Origin of the sequence: Symbiopectobacterium purcellii, from assembly GCF_052050035.1 — a bacterium.
Lineage (GTDB): Bacteria > Pseudomonadota > Gammaproteobacteria > Enterobacterales > Enterobacteriaceae > Symbiopectobacterium > Symbiopectobacterium purcellii_A.
The window spans coordinates 2,668,401-2,687,508 of record NZ_CP189882.1; the positions used below are offsets into that span (position 1 = coordinate 2,668,401).

The window sequence follows — 19,108 nt, forward strand, 5'->3', positions numbered from 1 at the left end:
ATGTCGCAGGCGGCGCGGAATTTGCGCGGACGCGACGAGGAGCCAAAAGGCGGGCGTCGCAGTAACGGTGGGCAATTGGCCGGATTGTTGTTCCTGCTGATGGTGCTTGGCACTATCCTGTGGGGCGGCTTGATGGTGTTGCAATGGATGAAGGATGCCAGTCGGTTGCCGCTGTCGCGTTTGGTGGTCACCGGTGAGCGGCACTACACCACCCATGATGATATTCGCCAGGCGATATTGTCGCTGGGCGCGCCGGGCACCTTTATGACGCAGGATGTGGATGTTATCCAGCAGCAGATTGAACGTCTGCCGTGGATCAAACAGGCAAGCGTGCGTAAGCAGTGGCCTGACGAATTAAAGATTCATCTGGTTGAATATGTGCCCGTAGCGCGGTGGAATGACCAACTGATGGTGGATGCAGAAGGCAATTCCTTCAGCGTGCCCGTTGAACGGGTCGGTAATCGCAAAATGCCGCTGCTGTACGGGCCAGAAGGCAGCGAAAACGATGTGCTGGAAGGCTACCACACCATGAGTCAGGTGTTGGCGAGCAGTAAGCTGACATTAAAAATGGTGGCGATGAGTGCGCGGCATTCATGGCAGTTAGGGTTGGAAGATGACATCCGCCTGGAATTGGGGCGTGATGAGCGAGCCCGGCGTTTGGAACGTTTTCTAGAGATTTACCCGCTGTTGCAGCGGCAGGCGCAGAACGACAACAAACGTGTTAGCTACGTGGACTTACGTTATGACACCGGTGCCGCGGTAGGATGGGCACCGCCTCTGCTGGATCAGCAGCAGGGAAATGCTCAGCGAAAAGACGTTGATCAAAAACTGAACGGTAATCAGCAACAGAATCAGGCACAGGCTAAACAACAATGATCAAGTCGACGGACAGAAAACTGGTAGTTGGGCTGGAAATCGGTACAGCAAAAGTGGCTGCACTGGTAGGGGAAGTTCTGCCCGATGGCATGGTCAATATCATCGGCGTGGGCAGTTGTCCGTCACGCGGGATGGATAAAGGCGGCGTTAACGATTTGGAGTCCGTTGTTAAATGTGTACAGCGGACCATTGACCAGGCTGAGTTGATGGCGGATTGTCAAATCTCTTCCGTCTATCTGGCGCTGTCGGGCAAACACATCAGTTGCCAAAATGAAATCGGTATCGTGCCGATTTCGGAAGAAGAAGTGACGCAGGATGACGTCCAGAGCGTGGTCCACACGGCGAAATCCGTGCGTGTGCGCGATGAACACCGTATTTTGCATGTGATTCCGCAAGAATACGCCATTGATTACCAGGAAGGGATCAAGAACCCGATTGGTCTCTCCGGCGTGCGCATGCAGGCAAAGGTGCATTTGATAACCTGTCATAATGATATGGCGAAAAACATTGTCAAAGCCGTAGAGCGCTGCGGTCTGAAAGTGGACCAACTGATTTTCGCTGGCCTGGCTTCCAGTTACGCCGTGCTGACGGAAGATGAGCTTGAGTTGGGCGTTTGCGTGGTGGATATCGGCGGTGGCACCATGGATATCGCGGTGTATACCGGCGGTGCGCTGCGCCACACTAAGGTGATCCCTTACGCGGGCAATGTCGTGACCAGTGACATCGCTTATGCGTTTGGCACGCCGCCCACGGACGCGGAAGCCATCAAGGTCCGTCACGGTTGCGCATTAGGTGCGATCGTCAGCAAAGACGAAAATTTGGAAGTGCCGAGCGTTGGCGGTCGGCCGCCACGTAGTCTGCAACGGCAGACCCTGGCTGAAGTGATTGAACCGCGTTACACCGAATTGCTCAATTTGGTGAACGATGAAATTTTGCAATTGCAGGAGCAACTCCGTCAGCAGGGCGTGAAGCACCATTTGGCCGCCGGCATTGTGCTGACGGGCGGTGCCGCTCAGATCGACGGGCTGGTTGATTGCGCCAAACGCGTATTCCACACGCAGGTGCGTATCGGTCAGCCACTGAATATAACAGGCTTAACGGATTATGCGCAGGAGCCCTTCTACTCAACGGCGGTCGGGCTGCTGCATTACGGCAAAGAGTCTCACCTGGGCGGTGAGCACGAAGTAGAAAAACGTGGCTCAGTGGGCAATTGGTTTAAACGCATCAGTAGCTGGCTGAGAAAGGAATTTTAATGTTTATCAGAGATCGTGTGGCACACTTGAAGGTCTCGCGGTACAGGCACAAAACGGAGAGAAATTATGTTTGAACCAATGGAGTTAACCAACGACGCGGTGATTAAAGTCATCGGCGTCGGCGGTGGCGGCGGTAACGCCGTCGAACATATGGTGCGCGAGCGCATCGAAGGCGTCGAATTCTTCGCAGTGAACACCGATGCGCAGGCACTGCGCAAGACTGCGGTGGGTCAGACTATTCAGATTGGTAGCGGCATCACCAAAGGGCTGGGCGCAGGCGCCAACCCGGAAGTGGGTCGTAACTCGGCGGAAGAAGACCGTGAAGCGCTGCGTGCTGCGCTTGATGGTGCTGACATGGTGTTTATCGCTGCCGGTATGGGCGGTGGTACCGGTACCGGTGCAGCACCCGTAGTGGCTGAAGTGGCAAAGGATCTCGGTATCCTGACGGTTGCGGTTGTGACCAAGCCCTTCAACTTCGAAGGCAAAAAGCGCATGGCGTTTGCCGAGCAGGGGATTGCCGAGCTGTCCAAGCATGTGGATTCGCTGATCACCATCCCTAACGACAAACTGCTGAAAGTGCTGGGTCGCGGCATTTCTTTACTGGATGCATTCGGTGCAGCGAACGATGTACTGAAAGGCGCTGTCCAAGGTATTGCCGAACTGATTACCCGTCCTGGTCTGATGAACGTTGACTTTGCCGACGTGCGGACCGTGATGTCAGAAATGGGTTATGCCATGATGGGCTCCGGCGTGGCGCGCGGTGAAGACCGTGCCGAAGAAGCGGCTGAAATGGCGATTTCCAGCCCGCTGTTGGAAGATATCGACCTGTCTGGCGCGCGCGGCGTGCTGGTTAACATCACGGCGGGCTTTGACCTGCGTCTGGATGAGTTCGAAACCGTGGGTAACACTATCCGTGCGTTCGCCTCCGACAATGCCACCGTGGTGATTGGTACCTCGTTGGATCCGGACATGAACGACGAACTGCGCGTCACCGTGGTGGCGACCGGTATCGGCATGGACAAGCGCCCGGAAATTACGCTGGTGACCAACAAACAAGCCAGCCAACCGGTCATGGATCACCGTTACCAGCAGCACGGTATGACGCCGCTGACGCAGGAAAAACCGGCGGCCAAGGTGGTTAATGACCAAACGGTACAAACCAACAAAGAGCCTGACTATTTGGATATTCCCGCATTTTTGCGCAAACAAGCGGACTAACCTCCGCCTTGTGATTGGAATCTCCGCTCTTTGTGCTAAACTGTCCCGCCGATCCTGGTGTAAGCTAGGACGGTTGGTTCAGTAACATTGCGAGATAATACGATGATCAAACAACGTACATTAAAGCGTATCGTACAGGCGACGGGCGTCGGTTTGCATACCGGCAAGAAAGTCACTCTGACGATGCGACCTGCACCGGCGAATACCGGGGTCATCTATCGCCGCACTGACTTGAATCCACCGGTTGATTTTCCGGCTGATGCCAAATCCGTGCGTGATACCATGCTCTGTACTTGCCTGGTAAACGAGCATGACGTGCGTATTTCAACGGTGGAACACCTGAACGCCGCCTTGGCGGGGTTGGGTATCGATAACATCGTGATTGATGTTGATGCCCCGGAAATTCCAATTATGGATGGCAGTGCCAGCCCGTTCGTCTACCTGCTGCTTGATGCCGGTATTGAAGAGCTGAACTGCGCCAAAAAGTTTGTTCGCATCAAACAACCTGTGCGGGTTGAAGACCGTGATAAATGGGCAGAACTGACGCCGTATAACGGTTTCAGACTTGATTTTACTATCGATTTTAACCACCCGGCGATTGATGCAGGTTCACAGCGCTATTGTCTCGATTTCTCAGCCGATGCGTTTATTCGCCAGATCAGCCGAGCCCGTACTTTCGGCTTTATGCGCGATATCGAATACCTGCAATCCCGCGGTCTGTGCCTGGGCGGCAGTATGGATTGCGCTATCGTGGTAGACGATTATCGTGTGCTGAATGAAGATGGCCTGCGTTTTGAAGACGAATTTGTGCGTCACAAAATGCTGGATGCTATCGGCGACCTGTTCATGTGTGGTTATAACATCATTGGTGCGTTCTCTGCGTTCAAATCTGGCCATGCGCTAAACAACAAGCTGTTGCAGGCGGTGTTGGCTAAACAGGAAGCGTGGGAATACGTCACCTTTGAAAACGAGCGCGAAGTGCCGTTGGCGTTCAAAGCCCCTTCTACGGTGCTGGCGTAACCGACATCGGTCGTTAGCGTCGTCGTTCAGGCGAATGTGACAGGTTATTTTTTCTGTTTGCTGGTTTTACTCGTACCCTCTCCGGCGAGTGAAGCCAGCCTTTCTAATATCTTCCTCAATTTCTCCGGACTGTGGCTGGCTAAATGCCGGAGCGTCTCGGCGCTTTGTTCGCTCAGTTGACGGGGCGGCGAGTCTGAATTTTTGTTTTCTGCGTTTAAATGATCCTTTCCCGATACAGTTTCATCCCCTTTTGCGGCCAGCGCGGGATTAATCCTGATGTCGATCGATGCCAATGATGGTAATATCTGAGCGCGCAATGCTGAGAGTAACGAGGGTTGCTCATAACGTAACCGCATTAACCAGCTTGCATTGGCAGTTTCCAGAATCAGGTGGCCTTGTCGGTAATTCGCGACGCGACACCACGGGTGCAGTTGAGAAGGCAGTAAGCCTTTCACGGCCCGATTAAGTTTTAACAAGGCGATAGCGCGCTGTTGGACATCGTGCAAGGGGCCTTTATTTCCCCCTGACACGTTATCGAACAGAGACTCCAGCGATTGGGGGCGACTATCACGCATAGGTATCAGGCTCCGGTGGGCAAATAAACTCGTCATGGGTATTCTAAATCGTTGGCGACAATTTGGCAGACGTTATTTTTGGCCACATCTCCTGTTGGGGATGGTGGCGGCCAGCCTTGGTCTGCCGACCAGCTTTAACGACACCAACGAGAATGCTTCTGCGTCCAACGCGACGGCCAGTATCAGTCGCCAGAATCCCGTCGCTTTCAGCCTGACCGAACTGGCCAGTTTGAAAGAGGTGCATCGCCGCACGTCGTTTGGTATCGATTATTGGCATCAACATGCCATTCGCACGGTTATTCGCCATCTCTCCTTTGCATTGACGGTGCCTCAGGCACACGTATTGCCGGAGGCTGAGGCGGCGTTAAGTGCGCACCCGCTGGTAATTTTGGATACGCTCAATGCCTTGTTGACGCTGCCGGAAACGCCCTCGGCGTTAACCCCCCCACTGCACGGCACTCTGGTTTTTGCCGCTTCTCCTCACCGTACCGGGCTATGGTTGTCTCAAGTCCGTGGCATCCGCGCTGGGCCAGCACGCTCTGCCTGACACGCCGTTTCACTCGCGTTTTCCTGGCGTATAACAACGAACATGGACAATGTCACTGTTCTGAATGCAAACGCGAATACCGCTTCTCTCGTCGATCCCCGGATCGCGATGAAAGGAATTATGAGTAGCTATCGTATCGCCGCTGATATACAGCGGCCTACGCGAGAATAAAATCATTATGTTAACCAGTATCCTGACTAAAGTTTTTGGCAGCCGTAACGATCGTACGCTGCGCCGTATGCGTAAAGTGGTTGAAGTGATCAGCCGTATGGAACCGGCCATCGAAGCTCTGTCGGATGATGAATTGAAGGCAAAAACAGCGGAATTCCGCGCGCGTCTTGAGAAAGGGGAAACCCTTGAAGCGTTGCTGCATGAAGCGTTTGCGGTGGTACGTGAAGCCAGTAAGCGTGTGTTTGGCATGCGCCACTTTGACGTTCAGTTGATGGGCGGCATGGTGCTGAACGAACGCTGCATCGCAGAAATGCGTACTGGTGAAGGTAAGACCCTGACCGCAACGTTGCCTGCCTACCTCAATGCCCTGACTGGTCGTGGCGTGCACGTGGTGACGGTGAACGACTACCTGGCACAGCGTGACGCCGAGAACAACCGCCCGCTGTTTGAATATCTTGGCCTCACCGTTGGTATCAACCTGCCGGGCATGCCTGCACCGGCTAAACGTGAAGCTTATGCGGCTGATATCACCTACGGTACCAACAACGAATACGGCTTTGACTATCTGCGCGATAACATGGCATTTAGCCCGGAAGAGCGCGTGCAGCGTAAGCTTTACTATGCGCTGGTGGATGAGGTGGACTCCATCCTGATCGATGAAGCGCGTACGCCGCTGATCATCTCCGGTCCGGCGGAAGACAGTTCCGATCTCTATATTCGCGTTAACAAAATCATTCCGCACCTGATTCGTCAGGAAAAAGAAGATTCAGATACCTTCCACGGTGAAGGGCACTTCTCGGTGGATGAAAAAGCGCGTCAGGTGAACCTGACCGAGCGCGGCCTGGTGCTGGTGGAAGAACTGCTGGTGAAACAATGCATCATGGATGAGGGTGAATCACTCTACTCGCCAACAAACATCATGTTAATGCACCACGTTACCGCAGCGCTGCGTGCGCACGTGCTTTTCACCCGTGATGTTGACTACATCGTGAAAGACGGCGAAGTGATCATCGTGGATGAGCACACCGGTCGTACAATGCAGGGGCGTCGCTGGTCTGATGGTTTGCATCAGGCAGTGGAAGCCAAAGAGAATGTGAAGATCCAGAACGAAAACCAGACGCTGGCATCGATCACCTTCCAGAACTACTTCCGCCTGTATGAGAAGCTGGCCGGGATGACCGGTACTGCCGATACCGAAGCGTTTGAATTCAGCTCCATCTACAAGCTCGATACCATTGTAGTGCCGACCAACCGCCCGATGATCCGTAAAGATTTACCCGATCTGGTCTACATGACCGAGCAGGAAAAGATCGACGCGATCATCGAAGATATTAAAGAGCGCAGCGTGAAGGGCCAGCCGGTGTTGGTGGGGACTATCTCCATCGAGAAATCGGAAGTGGTGTCAGAAGCGCTGACGAAAGCAGGCATCAAGCACAACGTCCTGAACGCCAAATTCCACGCCAAAGAAGCTGATATTGTTGCACAGGCAGGCCAGGCGGGTGCTGTGACTATCGCCACCAACATGGCAGGCCGTGGTACCGATATCGTGCTGGGTGGGAGCTTACAGGCCGATTTAGCGCTGCTGCACGATCCCGATGAAGCGGCGATTGCCGAGGCCAAAGCGGCGTGGCAAGTGCGTCACGATGCGGTACTGGCTGCCGGCGGCTTGCACATTATCGGTACGGAACGTCATGAGTCACGCCGTATTGATAACCAGCTGCGTGGCCGTTCTGGTCGTCAGGGGGATGCAGGTTCTTCCCGTTTTTACCTGTCGATGGAAGATGCGCTGATGCGTATTTTTGCTTCCGATCGCGTCTCTAACATGATGCGTAAACTGGGGATGAAACCCGGTGAGGCCATTGAGCACCCGTGGGTGACTAAAGCGATTGCTAACGCCCAGCGTAAGGTGGAAAGCCGCAACTTTGATATTCGTAAGCAGTTGCTGGAATATGATGACGTGGCTAACGATCAGCGTCGTGCCATTTACACCCAGCGTAATGAATTGCTGGACGTGGTGGATATCAGTGAAACCATCAATAGCATCCGTGAAGACGTGTTTAAGCTGACAATTGATAACCACATTCCGCCGCAGTCGCTGGAAGAGCAATGGGATATCGAAGGGCTGGAGCAGCGCCTTAAAAACGATTTTGACCTCGAGCTGCCGATTTCAGCCTGGTTGGATGAAGAGCACACGCTGCATGAAGAAACCTTGCGTGAGCGTATCCTGCAACAAGCCGTCGATGGTTATCAGCGCAAAGAAGAAGTGGTTGGTGTCGATGTGATGCGCAACTTCGAGAAAGGCGTGATGCTGCAAACGTTGGATTCCCTGTGGAAAGAGCATCTGGCGGCGATGGATTATCTGCGTCAGGGTATTCACCTGCGTGGCTATGCGCAGAAAGATCCGAAGCAGGAGTACAAGCGCGAATCCTTCTCCATGTTTGCCAACATGCTGGAGTCCTTGAAGTATGAAGTGATCTGCACGCTGAGCAAGGTGCAGGTCAGAATGCCGGAAGAAGTTGAAGCGCTGGAACAACAGCGCCAGCAACAGCTGAGCCACCAGAGCGACGATCAAATCAGCGCGGCGGCCGCGGCCGCTGGACAGGGGGATCGCAAGGTTGGTCGTAACGATCCGTGCCCGTGCGGTTCTGGTAAAAAGTACAAGCAGTGTCATGGCCGTTTGCAGCACTAATGGCTCGCTTACTGTGATATAACGAAGAGGCGGTCAATGACCGCCTTTTATTTGGCTGGAATCTGGAGGAGTAAGTCGTGCGCAAACACCTGAACGTTGCGGTAGGCATTATTCGTAATGCGCAACGCGAGTTTTTTATTGCCCGTCGCCCTCAGGGCGTGCGCATGGGCGGGATGTGGGAGTTTCCTGGCGGAAAAGTGGAGCCGGGAGAAACCGCTGAGCAGGCGCTGATTCGCGAACTGCGTGAAGAGGCGGGGATTGAAGCGCTGGCACCAATAGCGCTAAACAGCAAAACCGTGGAAACCGATGAGCGCATCATTACGCTGCACTTCTTTATGGTTGAACGCTGGCAGGGAGAACCCTATGGGCGTGAGGGACAGCCTTCTCGCTGGCTGGATGCCGCGTCGCTGCTGGAAGATGAATTTCCTCCCGCCAACGCCGAGATGATCCGCTGGCTGAAGGAAACGCATTGCTAATTTGGTGCAATAACCCCGCTGATTAATCGTCAGGCGTTAATGGCGAGGTTCTTCACTCCATTCGTCACTGTCCGAAATATCTTCATTGCTCGGGATGCGCTTTTCTTCATCAGCCCATTCTCCGAGATCGATAAGCTGGCAGCGTTTGCTGCAAAAGGGGCGATAAGGGCTCTGTTCTCCCCACTCCACCGATTTTTTACAGGTGGGGCAGCTAACAGTGAAGGTTTCGTTATCCATGTTTTTTTCCTACAGCAATATCGGTTAACAACAGGCTAGCTCAAATGACAGGCGCGCGGGCACGTGGCCATTTTCGCTGTCTAAAGGCAAAAAGCGAATCGCAAAGCGTGATTTATGACCTGATACCTGAGGGTAGAGCTGATGCTCGATAGCCAATTGCAAACGAATCAGGTCGGCATCCACCGCGTTGTCTTGAAAGAATCCGTTCAAACTGGTTTGCGCCCGAAAAGTACCCGAGTGACGTATCAGCTCCAGCACCTGATCGAGCGAGTTCTTTAACGGTGACAGCGAGTGTAGCCAGGTGTCTATTACCTGTTGCTTCTGCGCCTGCGGCTGATGCAGCCACAGATGCAGAGTTGGCACATCGAAACTGCAACAACCACCTGGAATGCTCAGGCGCTGCCGTACCATGCCAATCAGCTTGTCTTCGCGCAAAAATTGACCCATGCGCGGCGCGGACATCAGCACCGCCGCGAGTTGCTTCAAACGCTGGCGCAGCGCATGGATGCGGTCATGATCGACGCCGGGTACATCGCTCCATTGCAGCAGCTTTTGTTGCTGACGTTCCAGCTCTTTAAGCAATTCTGTGCGAATGTCTCCACGTTCTAGCACGTCGAGTAAATCGACCACGGCGCGGAAGAAGGCAAGCGCACTGCCCATATCTGCCCAACTGTGATTTTCATGCAACTGTTGCAGCAGCGTTTCCAAACGTAGCCAGGTACGCATCTTTTCATTAAGTGGGTATTCAAACAACACGGTGGAAAGGGCATCGCTCATTGTTACTTGTCCTGTCGGTCGTTGTCGGCAGCAAGGGCGAGGTAGCGTTGATGTAACGCGGCAACCTGTTCCATCCACGCCCCGGGGCGACCGTTGTTATCAATAATGTCATCTGCACAGGCCAACCGCTGTTCACGCGTTGCCTGTGCCGCGAGTATGTTCTCTGCCTGCTGGCGATTTACCTTGTCGCGAGCAAGCAGGCGTTCTAATTGCGTGTCTCTTTCCACATCAACCACGGCTACGCGCTGCGCCAGGGATTGCAACCCATTCTCCACCAACAGCGGCACCACCCACAGCACATAGGGGCCTGTTGCCTGCTGCCATTTTTGCCGTGTTTCTGCATGAATCAAGGGGTGCAAGAGGGCATTTAGCCACGTTTTATCCTCTGTTGAGGAAAAGATGCGCTGGCGGAGCATGGCACGATTCAAAGTGCCATCACTGTTCAGCATATCGTTACCAAAATGCGCCTGAATAGCCGATAACGCTGGCGCACCGGGTTCTACCACCTGACGAGCGATGACATCGGCATCGACAACCGGGATCCCGAAGGCGTCGAAGGCATCGGCAACTGTGCTTTTGCCGCTGCCGATTCCACCGGTTAAGGCTACGATATATGTCATAATGCGTTGTGTGAAAATGAGCAGGTAAATTTATGGGATTCTAGTCCAAATAAAGGGAAATTCGCAGTCTTGTTGTTGCATTATTACTGCGTATGATGAGGTAACTGGGAATGGCCTTCGCCCGTTGTACTTTACGTGGCCGCATTGCTGGCATACTCGCCGCTATAACCAGGAAGATAACCGTCATGCGTATTGAAGAAGATCTGAAGCTCGGTTTCAAAAATGTCCTTATTCGCCCCAAGCGTTCTAGCTTGAAAAGTCGTTCTGACGTTGAATTGGAACGCCAATTCACCTTCCTTCATGCTCAGACCACTTGGTCTGGTGTACCGGTAATTGCTGCCAATATGGATACCGTAGGCACCTTTCGCATGGCGCGTGCGCTGGCGGAGTTTGACGTGCTGACTGCGGTACATAAGCACTACAGCGTGGAGCAGTGGGCGCAGTTCACGCCTAGGAATTTCAAACTTTTTGGTGCCCCTGATTTCGGGTGCTGGCAACGATAAACTAGTTGCTGAATAGAGACTTGCATTTTTTGTCAGGCTATTGAGAATAAAAAGAGGTTTAACTTAGAGAATAAAGGTTTGAAATGATCAACAAAGAGCGGTTGTTACGAGATAATCGTTTATGTAAAGCAATCATTGGATTATCAGTCGAAGAATTGAAAAATTTAGCAGCTGAATTTTCAGCTTGTTATTTGATTTATCGGAAAAAGAATCGAAAAGATCACGAGCGGCAGATGGGTGCAGGGCAGAAAGGATTTATCCCAACCCCATTAGATAAACTGCTTTTTATTTTATTGTATTTAAAATGTTATCCGACCTATGATTTGCAAGGACTTCTTTTTGGTTTAGATAGAACACGGGTATGTCGCTGGGTAAAAATATTATTGCCGGTTTTAGAGATGACCTTGGGGCGAGAATGTGTTTTGCCCGCTCGTCAAATTCGCTCTGCTGAGGAATTTTTTCGCGCCTTTCCTGGAGTTAAAGACGTCTTTATTGATGGGACAGAGCGACCTGTCCAAAAGCCTAAGAATCTGCGTCGGCGAAAAAAAATGTATTCGGGAAAGAAAAGACAGACCACTCGAAAAGGGCTTATTATGACTGACGAAACAAGGCAAATTGGATTTATCCCCATGAGCAAAAATGGGCGCCGTCACGATAAACGCTTACTCGATAAAGTCGATATAATTCGCCATATTCCTCCTGAGGTAACCATCTGGGCAGATACCGGTTTTCAAGGTATAGATAAACAGCATCCTAATACACAAATCCCAAAAAAAGGAACTCGAAAAAGACCTTTATCGCCTGAACAAAAACAAGAAAATAAAATAATCTCGGGCATCCGTATTACAGTTGAAGACGCCATCGCGGGTATCAAGCGCCTCGGTTGCATGACCCAAATTTTACGGAATCGTAGACCCTTTATTGATGATACCTTCTTACTCCTTAGCGCCGGTCTTTGGAATTTCCATCTCAGAACAGCGTAAAATTTACTTCAATCACCGAAACACCCTTATTTCACTATTAAGCAACACGCTTAATGGCATCAGGAAAGCCCTTCAGGCCATCGCAGCAGGCGATGAATATGTCCTGTAGCCCACGATTTTTCAGTTCTGTCATTACAGATAACCAGAACTTGGCCCCCTCGGTTTTGGCTATCCATAGCCCCAGGCCCCATTCCCAGTCGAAATGCAACAAAGTGACCCACTGGCCAGACCCGGATAAAATCACCGTTCTGGCCCTACTGGAGATCCCGTTGCATGCAGGGAAAACATCTGACTCACAAAGAGCGGTTCTACATCGAAAAACGGCGTGGTGATGGGGTTAACCAGGCCACCATCGCCCGGGAACTGGAGCTTCCTCGTTCTACCATCAGCAGGGAGCTCAGACGCAATACCGACGCCGCTTTCAACGGGGTCTATTCCTGCAGAAGGGCCGAAACGTTGGCCAGAGGGCGGCGGCAGAAAACTCGGCCGGACAGCGTGATTAACCAGCTTGAACCGCACATTCAGGACTTTATCAGAACGGCGCTGTCTACCCACACCTCACCTGAGGTCATCAGTGGGCGCCTGGTCCTGGAATTTGGCCTGTCCGTCAGCAAGAACTCGCTCTATCGCTATATCCAGCAGGAGCGCCGGGCCGGCGGTGAGCTGTATCAGCAGCTCCCTCATCGGGGTAAACGGTATAACTATCAGACCGATGAGAACAAACGCGGTCCTATTCCCAACCGTGTTGGCATTGAGCAGCGGCCGGCCGTTGCTGACCTCAAGCAGGAACCCGGGCATTTCGAGATTGACACCATCTTTGGCAAAGATCAGAAATCATTCCTGCTGACGGTGGTCGATAAAGCCGTCAAGCTGGTCATCATTCGCAAACTGCCCAACAAGCGAGCAGAGACAGTGGTAGCGGCCTTCAGGGACATCGTTGCCAATACCTTCTGCGAGTTTAAAACCCTGACTGCTGACAACGGTTCTGAATTTTCCCAGCACGGGGAAATTACAAAAGTCACGGGGGCACCGGTCTACTTTGCCCGGCCATATCATTCCTGGGAACGCGGGTTGAATGAGCATACCAACGGGCTGATACGGCGTTTTTACCCGAAGGGAACGGACTTCAATTATGTCACCCATCGCAAGGTTGCAGCACTCGAACACCTGCTCAATACGCGAGGCCGAAAATCGCTGGGTTATCGTTCTCCAAATGAGGTATTTTTAACGCACTTACAGGCGGCATAATGCCCTACCGTTTTGTTGCGTTTCGACTGGGAATGGGGCCATTGTGGCACACACCGCCAGACGCAACTCAAAGCAACGTACCATAAATCGTGAGCGCAGCCACCATCACCACAGAGACCTTTTTCGCGAGTATTACCGCGGCGCGCGGCGCATCAATGGGGTCGGTGTGAGATTCGCGAACCAGAGAAAATTGCGCCAATTGCGTAACAACCCAATAGGGAGAATGTTGCAAATCGCCCAACGATGCCAGCCAGGCAGGAAGCGCTTTTTCGCCATGGCCCAACAGCGCATAGGTGATCCCCGCCAAACGTGCCGGGATCCAATCCAACCAGCGCAACACGGCATCTACGCCTGATTGGGTACGCACTAAAGGCGTGTGATGCCGCGCCAGGCAGGTTTGGCGAGCGCGTAAAATGGCATAACCAACCAGCGCTATCGGCCCGTATGGCCCAGCGACCACAAACCAGAACAGCGGAGCCAGATAAAACCGAAAGTTGAGCCACAGCAGTGCATTCTGCAATTCGCTCAGTTTTTCGCGCTCGGTGGCATCCAGCGGTAAACCATGAATCAGCGCCAGCTCTTCTGCCAGCGCCTGCATCGCATCCTGTTCACCCCGTTGTGCTGCGCCAAGGTAATTCTGGTAATGCTGCCGCACCTCGCCAGCACCAATGCACAACAGTACGATAGCAATCCAGAGCAACAGCCCCACCAGCCAAAATAATACCCCCTTCGCCAGCCACAGCAGCACAGCGGTTACAGCCATTCCCAACATGGCTAACAGCAACGTCTGCAACAAAGAGGGGGTTGAGAGGCGGCGAAAAATTATTTCCAGATGGGTGTCTATCTGCCAGCGATCGTTTTTTTTAAACAAACGCTCCCACGTCAGGGCCAGTAGCAAGGTAAACAGGGTCATGAGCGCACATTCCTCTTATCGTCAATTTTCGGCACCGAGATCAAGTGGTGATAGTGCTGCCAGTCAAAGGCCGGACCGGGGTCAGTTTTACGCTGAGGGGCTATATCACTGTGCCCGGTAATGCACTGTGGCGTAATAGGGTAATGGTTCAACAACAACCGAGTAATACAGGCCAGCTGTTGGTATTGCTCCTGAGTAAAAGGTAGCGTATCGGTGCCTTCCAGTTCGATACCAATGGAGAAATCGTTACACCGCTCACGGCCGGCAAACTGAGATACCCCGGCATGCCAGGCGCGTTTATCAAAAGGGACATATTGCACAATACCGCCATCACGACGAATCAGGCAGTGTGCCGACACCCGCAAATGGCTGATATCCTGAAAATAGGGATGCGCCTGGGGATCGAGCGTCGCCGTGAACAGTTGGTCGATATAGGGGCCGCCAAACTCTCCCGGCGGTAAGCTGATATTGTGTATCACCAGCAATGAAGGAAGCTCTGCGTCAGGGCGCGCATCACAATGGGGAGAAGTCACCCGTTTTACGCCTGTTAACCAACCCGCTTCCAACTGCATACCACATGCTCCCCAAGAAATGGCGTCGTACCATTATTACTCAGCTTTGGTTATTTTTCTAGCAAGGACATTCTTAAAATAACCATTAACGCATTAAAATATAAGAACGAAGCAGCCTGGCGGCTGCAAATCGAAGTGTGGCAGAATAGCGATATTCTGAAACCCGCCAGCCGAAGGTTATCCCGTGTCACATTCCCCTGAGCATCAGCGCGTTCATACAAAAATGGTTAAGCAGATTTTCAAAACGGTGGCCCGACAGGGCAACCTCCCTTACCAGCAATTCCGCCTTTTCGTTGACAACGATCCTGACTGCACAGAGTGGTTCTGGACCACCTTCTACAGTGAATTCCCAGATTCTCCGTACCACTACACCTTCTGCCATACCTGTCGCCGGTTTGACCTGTACGAAACCGAAGCGGAGATGCTCTCCTATGACCCGCACGGATGATACCGGCATACAGCCCCGCTCCATGAAGACGCTGTTTCAGCGCAACAGGGCATGGGCTGACATCATGGAGGCATACCCGCTCCGGCCTGTAGAGATTGAGGTTGTCACAAAGATGCTGGCCTGCGGCACCCCACTGACGGGCAGCCGGGAATTTCGCTGCAGCAACCCCGACTGCACTCACCACCGTTACATCCATCAGAGCTGCCACGGACGCGGATGTCCGACCTGCGGCAAAAAGGCCACCGACCTGTGGATTGCCACCATGATGGCCCGCCTGCCGGATACGCCGTGCCAGCACGGCACATTCACGATGCCGGATACCCTGTGGCCATTGTTTGAAGCCAACCGCTGGCTGCTGAATGGACTCTTTGCGCTGGCGGCGGACAACCTGCTGTACGCTGCAGAGCAGCGGGGCCTGACCACCGGTATTTTCGGCGCTCTTCACACGTATGGTCGCCAGCTTAACTGGAACTGCCATATTCACCTGTCGTGGACCACCGGCGGCATAAATGAGCACGGTGCCTGGAAAAAACTGTCGTTTGCCCTGCCGAAGGTCAGGGCGCGCTGGGTATGGAATGTACGCCAGTATCTGCTGTCTGCATGGGAGTCTCTTGTTCTGCCGCCGCAGCTGGCTCACATCCGGGATTATGATGAATGGAAGCGCTTTATCCTCAGCCAGGGGAAAAATGAGCAGGGAGAGATTTACTGGCACGTGTATTTTGCGAAGCCGACGAAACATCCCCGGCAGACAGCAAAGTACCTGGGCCGGTACCTGAAAAAACTGCCTGTGTCGGGTGCGCGACTGGCACACTACGACGGGGGAAGCCGCATCACCCTGCGTTTTCTGGATCACCGGACGGGGAGGCATGAAGACCTGGCGCTCAGTCAGCGTGAGCTGATACTGCGGCTGATAAAGCATATACCGGAGAAGCATTTCCGGATGGTGCGTTACTTTGGTTTTCTGGCTAACCGCGTAGTGGGAAAACTGTTGCCTCTGGTGAGAAAAGCCCTGGGGCAGGATAATGTGAAAAAAGCAGCGCCAGTGACATACACAACGCTGAGTCAGGGATTACAGAATACAGACCCGTTTGCCTGCCTGCTGTGCGGGGCAAAAATGGCGTTCAGCCGGGCGCTGCCGGCAACGGCCCTGGAGAAGCTAATCGCGAACGCCGGGGAGATAGCGCGAATGCGTTACGTTGGATAATGCGGGGAAGCTCTGCCTGGAATTCGGCGATGTAATCAAAAAACGCGCAATGTGTTCAAAAATCACCCAAACACAGAGGCATTCACGATAAAAAAGCCGGTTTTCATCAAGCGTGTTGCTTAATAGTGAAATAAGGGTGTTTCGGTGATTGAAGTAAATTTTACGCTGTTCTGAGATGGAAATTCCAAAGACCGGCGCTAAGGAGTAAGAAGGTATCATCAATAAAGGGTCTACGATTCCGTAAAATTTGGGTCATGCAACCGAGGCGCTTGATACCCGCGATGGCGTGTTCAACTGTAATACGGATGCCCGAGATTATTTTATTTTCTTGTTTTTGTTCAGGCGATAAAGGTCTTTTTCGAGTTCCTTTTTTTGGGATTTGTGTATTAGGATGCTGTTTATCTATACCTTGAAAACCGGTATCTGCCCAGATGGTTACCTCAGGAGGAATATGGCGAATTATATCGACTTTATCGAGTAAGCGTTTATCGTGACGGCGCCCATTTTTGCTCATGGGGATAAATCCAATTTGCCTTGTTTCGTCAGTCATAATAAGCCCTTTTCGAGTGGTCTGTCTTTTCTTTCCCGAATACATTTTTTTTCGCCGACGCAGATTCTTAGGCTTTTGGACAGGTCGCTCTGTCCCATCAATAAAGACGTCTTTAACTCCAGGAAAGGCGCGAAAAAATTCCTCAGCAGAGCGAATTTGACGAGCGGGCAAAACACATTCTCGCCCCAAGGTCATCTCTAAAACCGGCAATAATATTTTTACCCAGCGACATACCCGTGTTCTATCTAAACCAAAAAGAAGTCCTTGCAAATCATAGGTCGGATAACATTTTAAATACAATAAAATAGGCTTTGTTGAATAATTTAACCGTTTGATTTACATCTTCTTTAGTTAGAATGCATTTACAGAGAATGTATTTTGTTAGAACGATAAATCAAATAGTTAGCACAATAAAAAGCATTCCGAGAGGAAGAATTAGTCGTTGAAATTTTATAATGCTTATATAAATCAGTATCTTAAATTATTCAACAAAGGGCTTTGTTGAATAATTTAACCGTTTGATTTACATCTTCTTTAGGTAGAATGCATGTACAGAGACTGTATTTTGTTAGAACGACAAATCAAGTAGTTAGCACAATAAAAAGCATTACGGCTGGAAAACTTAGTTGTTGAAGTGTTATAATAATTATGTAAATCAGCATGTTAAATTATTCAACAAAGCCTCAACAAAGCCAATAAAATAAAAAGCAGTTTATCTAATGGGGTTGGGATAAATCCTTTCTGCCCTGCACCCATCTGCCGCTCGTGATCTTTTCGATTCTTTTTCCGATAAATCAAATAACAAGCTGAAAATTCAGCGGCTAAATTTTTCAATTCTTCGACTGATAATCCAATGATTGCTTTACATAAACGATTATCTCGTAACAACCGCTCTTTGTTGATCATTTCAAACCTTTATTCTCTAAGTTAAACCTCTTTTTATTCTCAATAGCCTGACAAAAAATGCAAGTCTCTATTCAGCAACTAGTTTATTGAAGCTAATACCTTTTGCAAGTTTAAGACCCTAACAGGGCTTTGTTGAATAAATCAGAATTAGCCGACAGGATGACTCCCTATGCTACACCTGTTATCCTATCCTGACGCTGTGTGGCATAGGCTTTGTTGAATAATTTAAGATACTGATTTATATAAGCATTATAAAATTTCAACGACTAATTTTTCCTCTCGGAATGCTTTTTATTGTGCTAACTATTTGATTTGTCGTTCTAACAAAATACATTCTCTGTAAATGCATTCTAACTAAAGAAGATGTAAATTAAACGGTTAAATTATTCAACAAAGCCTGTGGCATACCCAACAACGTCATACGGTTCAGCGCTTTGACCATCGCTATGGCTTCACCTACTTGAGCCTCATAGTCACGCAGGCTCAGATGGCCACCCAGCAAAGTTTTTATGCGGAACATCGCTGTTTCTGCCACTGAACGCCGGTGATAACCCACTTTCTTTTTCCACATATCATTACTCCCGCTCAGACGCTGATTCGCCACCGCATGGTTACGTTCATGGTACTTGTCCGGCCAGTATTTGGCTCCGCTTCGCGGCGGGATAAGGGGCCTGATTTTCTTTCTTAGCAACGCATTGTGGCAGTAACGGGCGTCATAAGCACCGTCTGCTGACACTTCCCTGATTTTTCGGTGGGTTTGGTTAATCAGGCCCGGCAGTGCCTGCGCATCTGTCGTTCCGCTGAGCGATAAGTCGGCACAGATAATCTCATGCGTCGCACTGTCTGCTGCCAGATGAAGCTTGCGCCACACTCTTCGTCTGTCAGCCCCATGCTGCCTGACTTTCCATTCACCTTCGCCAAAGACCTTCAGACCGGTACTGTCGATGACCAGATGCGAGATTTCACCACGCGTTGGCGTTTTTATGCTGATACTGACGGTTTTTGCCCGCCGACTGACCAGAGAGTAGTCCGGGCAGCGCAGTGGCAGGCTCATCAGTGTAAAAACCGAGTCGACAAAGCCCTGTAATGCCCGGAGCGACAGGTTAAACACGCGCTTTATCATCAAAACCGTGGTAACAGCCATATCGGTGTAGTAAAGCGGCCGACCACGACCTTCAGGCGAAGCACTGTCAGTCCATGCAGCGATGGCCGACTCATCAAGCCAGACCGTCAGGGAGCCGCGTTGTCTGAGTGCTTTGTTGTAGGTGGGCCAGTTGGTGATTTTAAACTTTTGCTTTGCCATGGGGAGCTGCTATCGGGAG

General features: G+C 51.5%; 20 protein-coding genes and 2 pseudogenes. 12 read left to right on the forward strand and 10 right to left on the reverse strand.

All coding sequences use genetic code 11. The features are described from left to right. The 4 genes from ftsQ to lpxC all read left to right on the forward strand — a co-directional run bounded on the left by ftsQ (position 1) and on the right by lpxC (position 4,367). Positions 1-876 (forward strand): cell division protein FtsQ, encoded by an 876-nt coding sequence (ftsQ, locus tag ACQGXV_RS18660; protein WP_440867504.1) that lies wholly within the window; start codon positions 1-3, stop codon positions 874-876. Continuing rightward, positions 873-2,129: a cell division protein FtsA gene (ftsA, locus tag ACQGXV_RS18665; protein WP_440862680.1), complete on the forward strand. Its 1,257-nt coding sequence runs from the start codon at positions 873-875 to the stop codon at positions 2,127-2,129. Before ftsQ ends, ftsA begins: the two co-directional genes overlap by 4 nt. A 66-nt stretch (positions 2,130-2,195) precedes the next feature. After that, positions 2,196-3,347, forward strand: coding sequence for a cell division protein FtsZ (ftsZ, locus tag ACQGXV_RS18670; protein ID WP_264623700.1), 1,152 nt, complete (start codon positions 2,196-2,198; stop codon positions 3,345-3,347). 102 nt (positions 3,348-3,449) lie between these two features. After that, the gene (gene lpxC, locus ACQGXV_RS18675; protein WP_440862681.1) at positions 3,450-4,367 is read left to right on the forward strand and encodes a UDP-3-O-acyl-N-acetylglucosamine deacetylase; all 918 of its coding nucleotides are present in this window, start codon (positions 3,450-3,452) and stop codon (positions 4,365-4,367) included. Between the two features lie 44 nt (positions 4,368-4,411). On the opposite strand, the gene ACQGXV_RS18680 is transcribed toward lpxC, so the two are convergent. Beyond that, positions 4,412-4,942, reverse strand: coding sequence for a DUF721 domain-containing protein (locus ACQGXV_RS18680; RefSeq protein ID WP_440862682.1), 531 nt, complete (start codon positions 4,940-4,942; stop codon positions 4,412-4,414). A gap of 34 nt (positions 4,943-4,976) precedes the next feature. Here ACQGXV_RS18680 and secM point away from each other — a divergent pair, with 34 nt between their 5' ends. From secM to mutT, 3 genes are all read left to right on the forward strand, one after another. Further along, positions 4,977-5,489, forward strand: coding sequence for a secA translation cis-regulator SecM (gene secM / locus ACQGXV_RS18685; RefSeq protein ID WP_440862683.1), 513 nt, complete (start codon positions 4,977-4,979; stop codon positions 5,487-5,489). A gap of 178 nt (positions 5,490-5,667) precedes the next feature. Then, positions 5,668-8,349 (forward strand): preprotein translocase subunit SecA, encoded by a 2,682-nt coding sequence (gene secA, locus ACQGXV_RS18690; protein WP_440862684.1) that lies wholly within the window; start codon positions 5,668-5,670, stop codon positions 8,347-8,349. 77 nt (positions 8,350-8,426) lie between these two features. Further along, complete coding sequence (gene mutT, locus ACQGXV_RS18695) at positions 8,427-8,825, forward strand: 8-oxo-dGTP diphosphatase MutT (protein WP_440862685.1); 399 nt, start codon at positions 8,427-8,429, stop codon at positions 8,823-8,825. A 36-nt stretch (positions 8,826-8,861) separates the two neighbouring features. On the opposite strand, the gene yacG is transcribed toward mutT, so the two are convergent. The 3 genes from yacG to coaE are packed head-to-tail and all read right to left on the reverse strand — an operon-like array spanning position 8,862 to position 10,459. Next, positions 8,862-9,062 (reverse strand): DNA gyrase inhibitor YacG, encoded by a 201-nt coding sequence (gene yacG / locus ACQGXV_RS18700; RefSeq protein WP_440862686.1) that lies wholly within the window; start codon positions 9,060-9,062, stop codon positions 8,862-8,864. 24 nt (positions 9,063-9,086) lie between these two features. Continuing rightward, positions 9,087-9,839, reverse strand: a complete 753-nt coding sequence (zapD, locus tag ACQGXV_RS18705; RefSeq protein ID WP_440862687.1) for a cell division protein ZapD — start codon at positions 9,837-9,839, stop codon at positions 9,087-9,089. Between the two features lie 2 nt (positions 9,840-9,841). Further along, a complete protein-coding gene (gene coaE, locus ACQGXV_RS18710; protein WP_440862688.1) occupies positions 9,842-10,459 on the reverse strand; it encodes a dephospho-CoA kinase in 618 nt (205 codons plus the stop codon). Positions 10,460-10,644: 185 nt separating this feature from the next. Between coaE and ACQGXV_RS18715 the strand changes: the two are divergent. Continuing rightward, positions 10,645-10,905, forward strand: a pseudogene (locus ACQGXV_RS18715) (IMP dehydrogenase); the annotation flags it as partial. A gap of 140 nt (positions 10,906-11,045) precedes the next feature. Further along, positions 11,046-11,945: a transposase family protein gene (locus tag ACQGXV_RS18720; RefSeq protein WP_440862689.1), complete on the forward strand. Its 900-nt coding sequence runs from the start codon at positions 11,046-11,048 to the stop codon at positions 11,943-11,945. Positions 11,946-11,988: 43 nt separating this feature from the next. On the opposite strand, the pseudogene ACQGXV_RS18725 reads toward ACQGXV_RS18720, so the two are convergent. Then, positions 11,989-12,129: pseudogene (locus tag ACQGXV_RS18725) on the reverse strand (transposase); the annotation flags it as partial. An 89-nt stretch (positions 12,130-12,218) separates the two neighbouring features. Between ACQGXV_RS18725 and ACQGXV_RS18730 the strand changes: the two are divergent. Beyond that, positions 12,219-13,193 (forward strand): IS30 family transposase, encoded by a 975-nt coding sequence (locus ACQGXV_RS18730; RefSeq protein WP_440862690.1) that lies wholly within the window; start codon positions 12,219-12,221, stop codon positions 13,191-13,193. A gap of 67 nt (positions 13,194-13,260) precedes the next feature. Here ACQGXV_RS18730 and ampE read toward each other — a convergent pair whose 3' ends face one another. Beyond that, positions 13,261-14,106 carry a beta-lactamase regulator AmpE gene (gene ampE / locus ACQGXV_RS18735; protein WP_440862691.1) on the reverse strand — a complete coding sequence of 282 codons (846 nt, stop codon included), beginning with the start codon at positions 14,104-14,106 and terminating at the stop codon, positions 13,261-13,263. Beyond that, positions 14,103-14,678 carry a 1,6-anhydro-N-acetylmuramyl-L-alanine amidase AmpD gene (gene ampD / locus ACQGXV_RS18740; protein ID WP_440862692.1) on the reverse strand — a complete coding sequence of 192 codons (576 nt, stop codon included), beginning with the start codon at positions 14,676-14,678 and terminating at the stop codon, positions 14,103-14,105. Before ampD ends, ampE begins: the two co-directional genes overlap by 4 nt. A 184-nt stretch (positions 14,679-14,862) precedes the next feature. Between ampD and ACQGXV_RS18745 the strand changes: the two genes are divergently transcribed. Both ACQGXV_RS18745 and ACQGXV_RS18750 read left to right on the forward strand, forming a co-directional pair. Continuing rightward, positions 14,863-15,126 carry a hypothetical protein gene (locus ACQGXV_RS18745; protein ID WP_440862693.1) on the forward strand — a complete coding sequence of 88 codons (264 nt, stop codon included), beginning with the start codon at positions 14,863-14,865 and terminating at the stop codon, positions 15,124-15,126. Further along, positions 15,110-16,330, forward strand: a complete 1,221-nt coding sequence (locus ACQGXV_RS18750; RefSeq protein ID WP_440862694.1) for an IS91 family transposase — start codon at positions 15,110-15,112, stop codon at positions 16,328-16,330. Before ACQGXV_RS18745 ends, ACQGXV_RS18750 begins: the two co-directional genes overlap by 17 nt. A gap of 160 nt (positions 16,331-16,490) precedes the next feature. On the opposite strand, the gene ACQGXV_RS18755 is transcribed toward ACQGXV_RS18750, so the two are convergent. The 3 genes from ACQGXV_RS18755 to ACQGXV_RS18765 form a co-directional block, all read right to left on the reverse strand. Further along, the gene (locus tag ACQGXV_RS18755) at positions 16,491-17,180 is read right to left on the reverse strand and encodes a transposase family protein (protein ID WP_440862695.1); all 690 of its coding nucleotides are present in this window, start codon (positions 17,178-17,180) and stop codon (positions 16,491-16,493) included. Between the two features lie 372 nt (positions 17,181-17,552). Further along, positions 17,553-17,786: a hypothetical protein gene (locus ACQGXV_RS18760; protein ID WP_440862696.1), complete on the reverse strand. Its 234-nt coding sequence runs from the start codon at positions 17,784-17,786 to the stop codon at positions 17,553-17,555. A gap of 370 nt (positions 17,787-18,156) precedes the next feature. Continuing rightward, the gene (locus ACQGXV_RS18765; RefSeq protein ID WP_440862697.1) at positions 18,157-19,089 is read right to left on the reverse strand and encodes an IS5 family transposase; all 933 of its coding nucleotides are present in this window, start codon (positions 19,087-19,089) and stop codon (positions 18,157-18,159) included. Between the last annotated feature and the right edge of the window lie 19 nt (positions 19,090-19,108).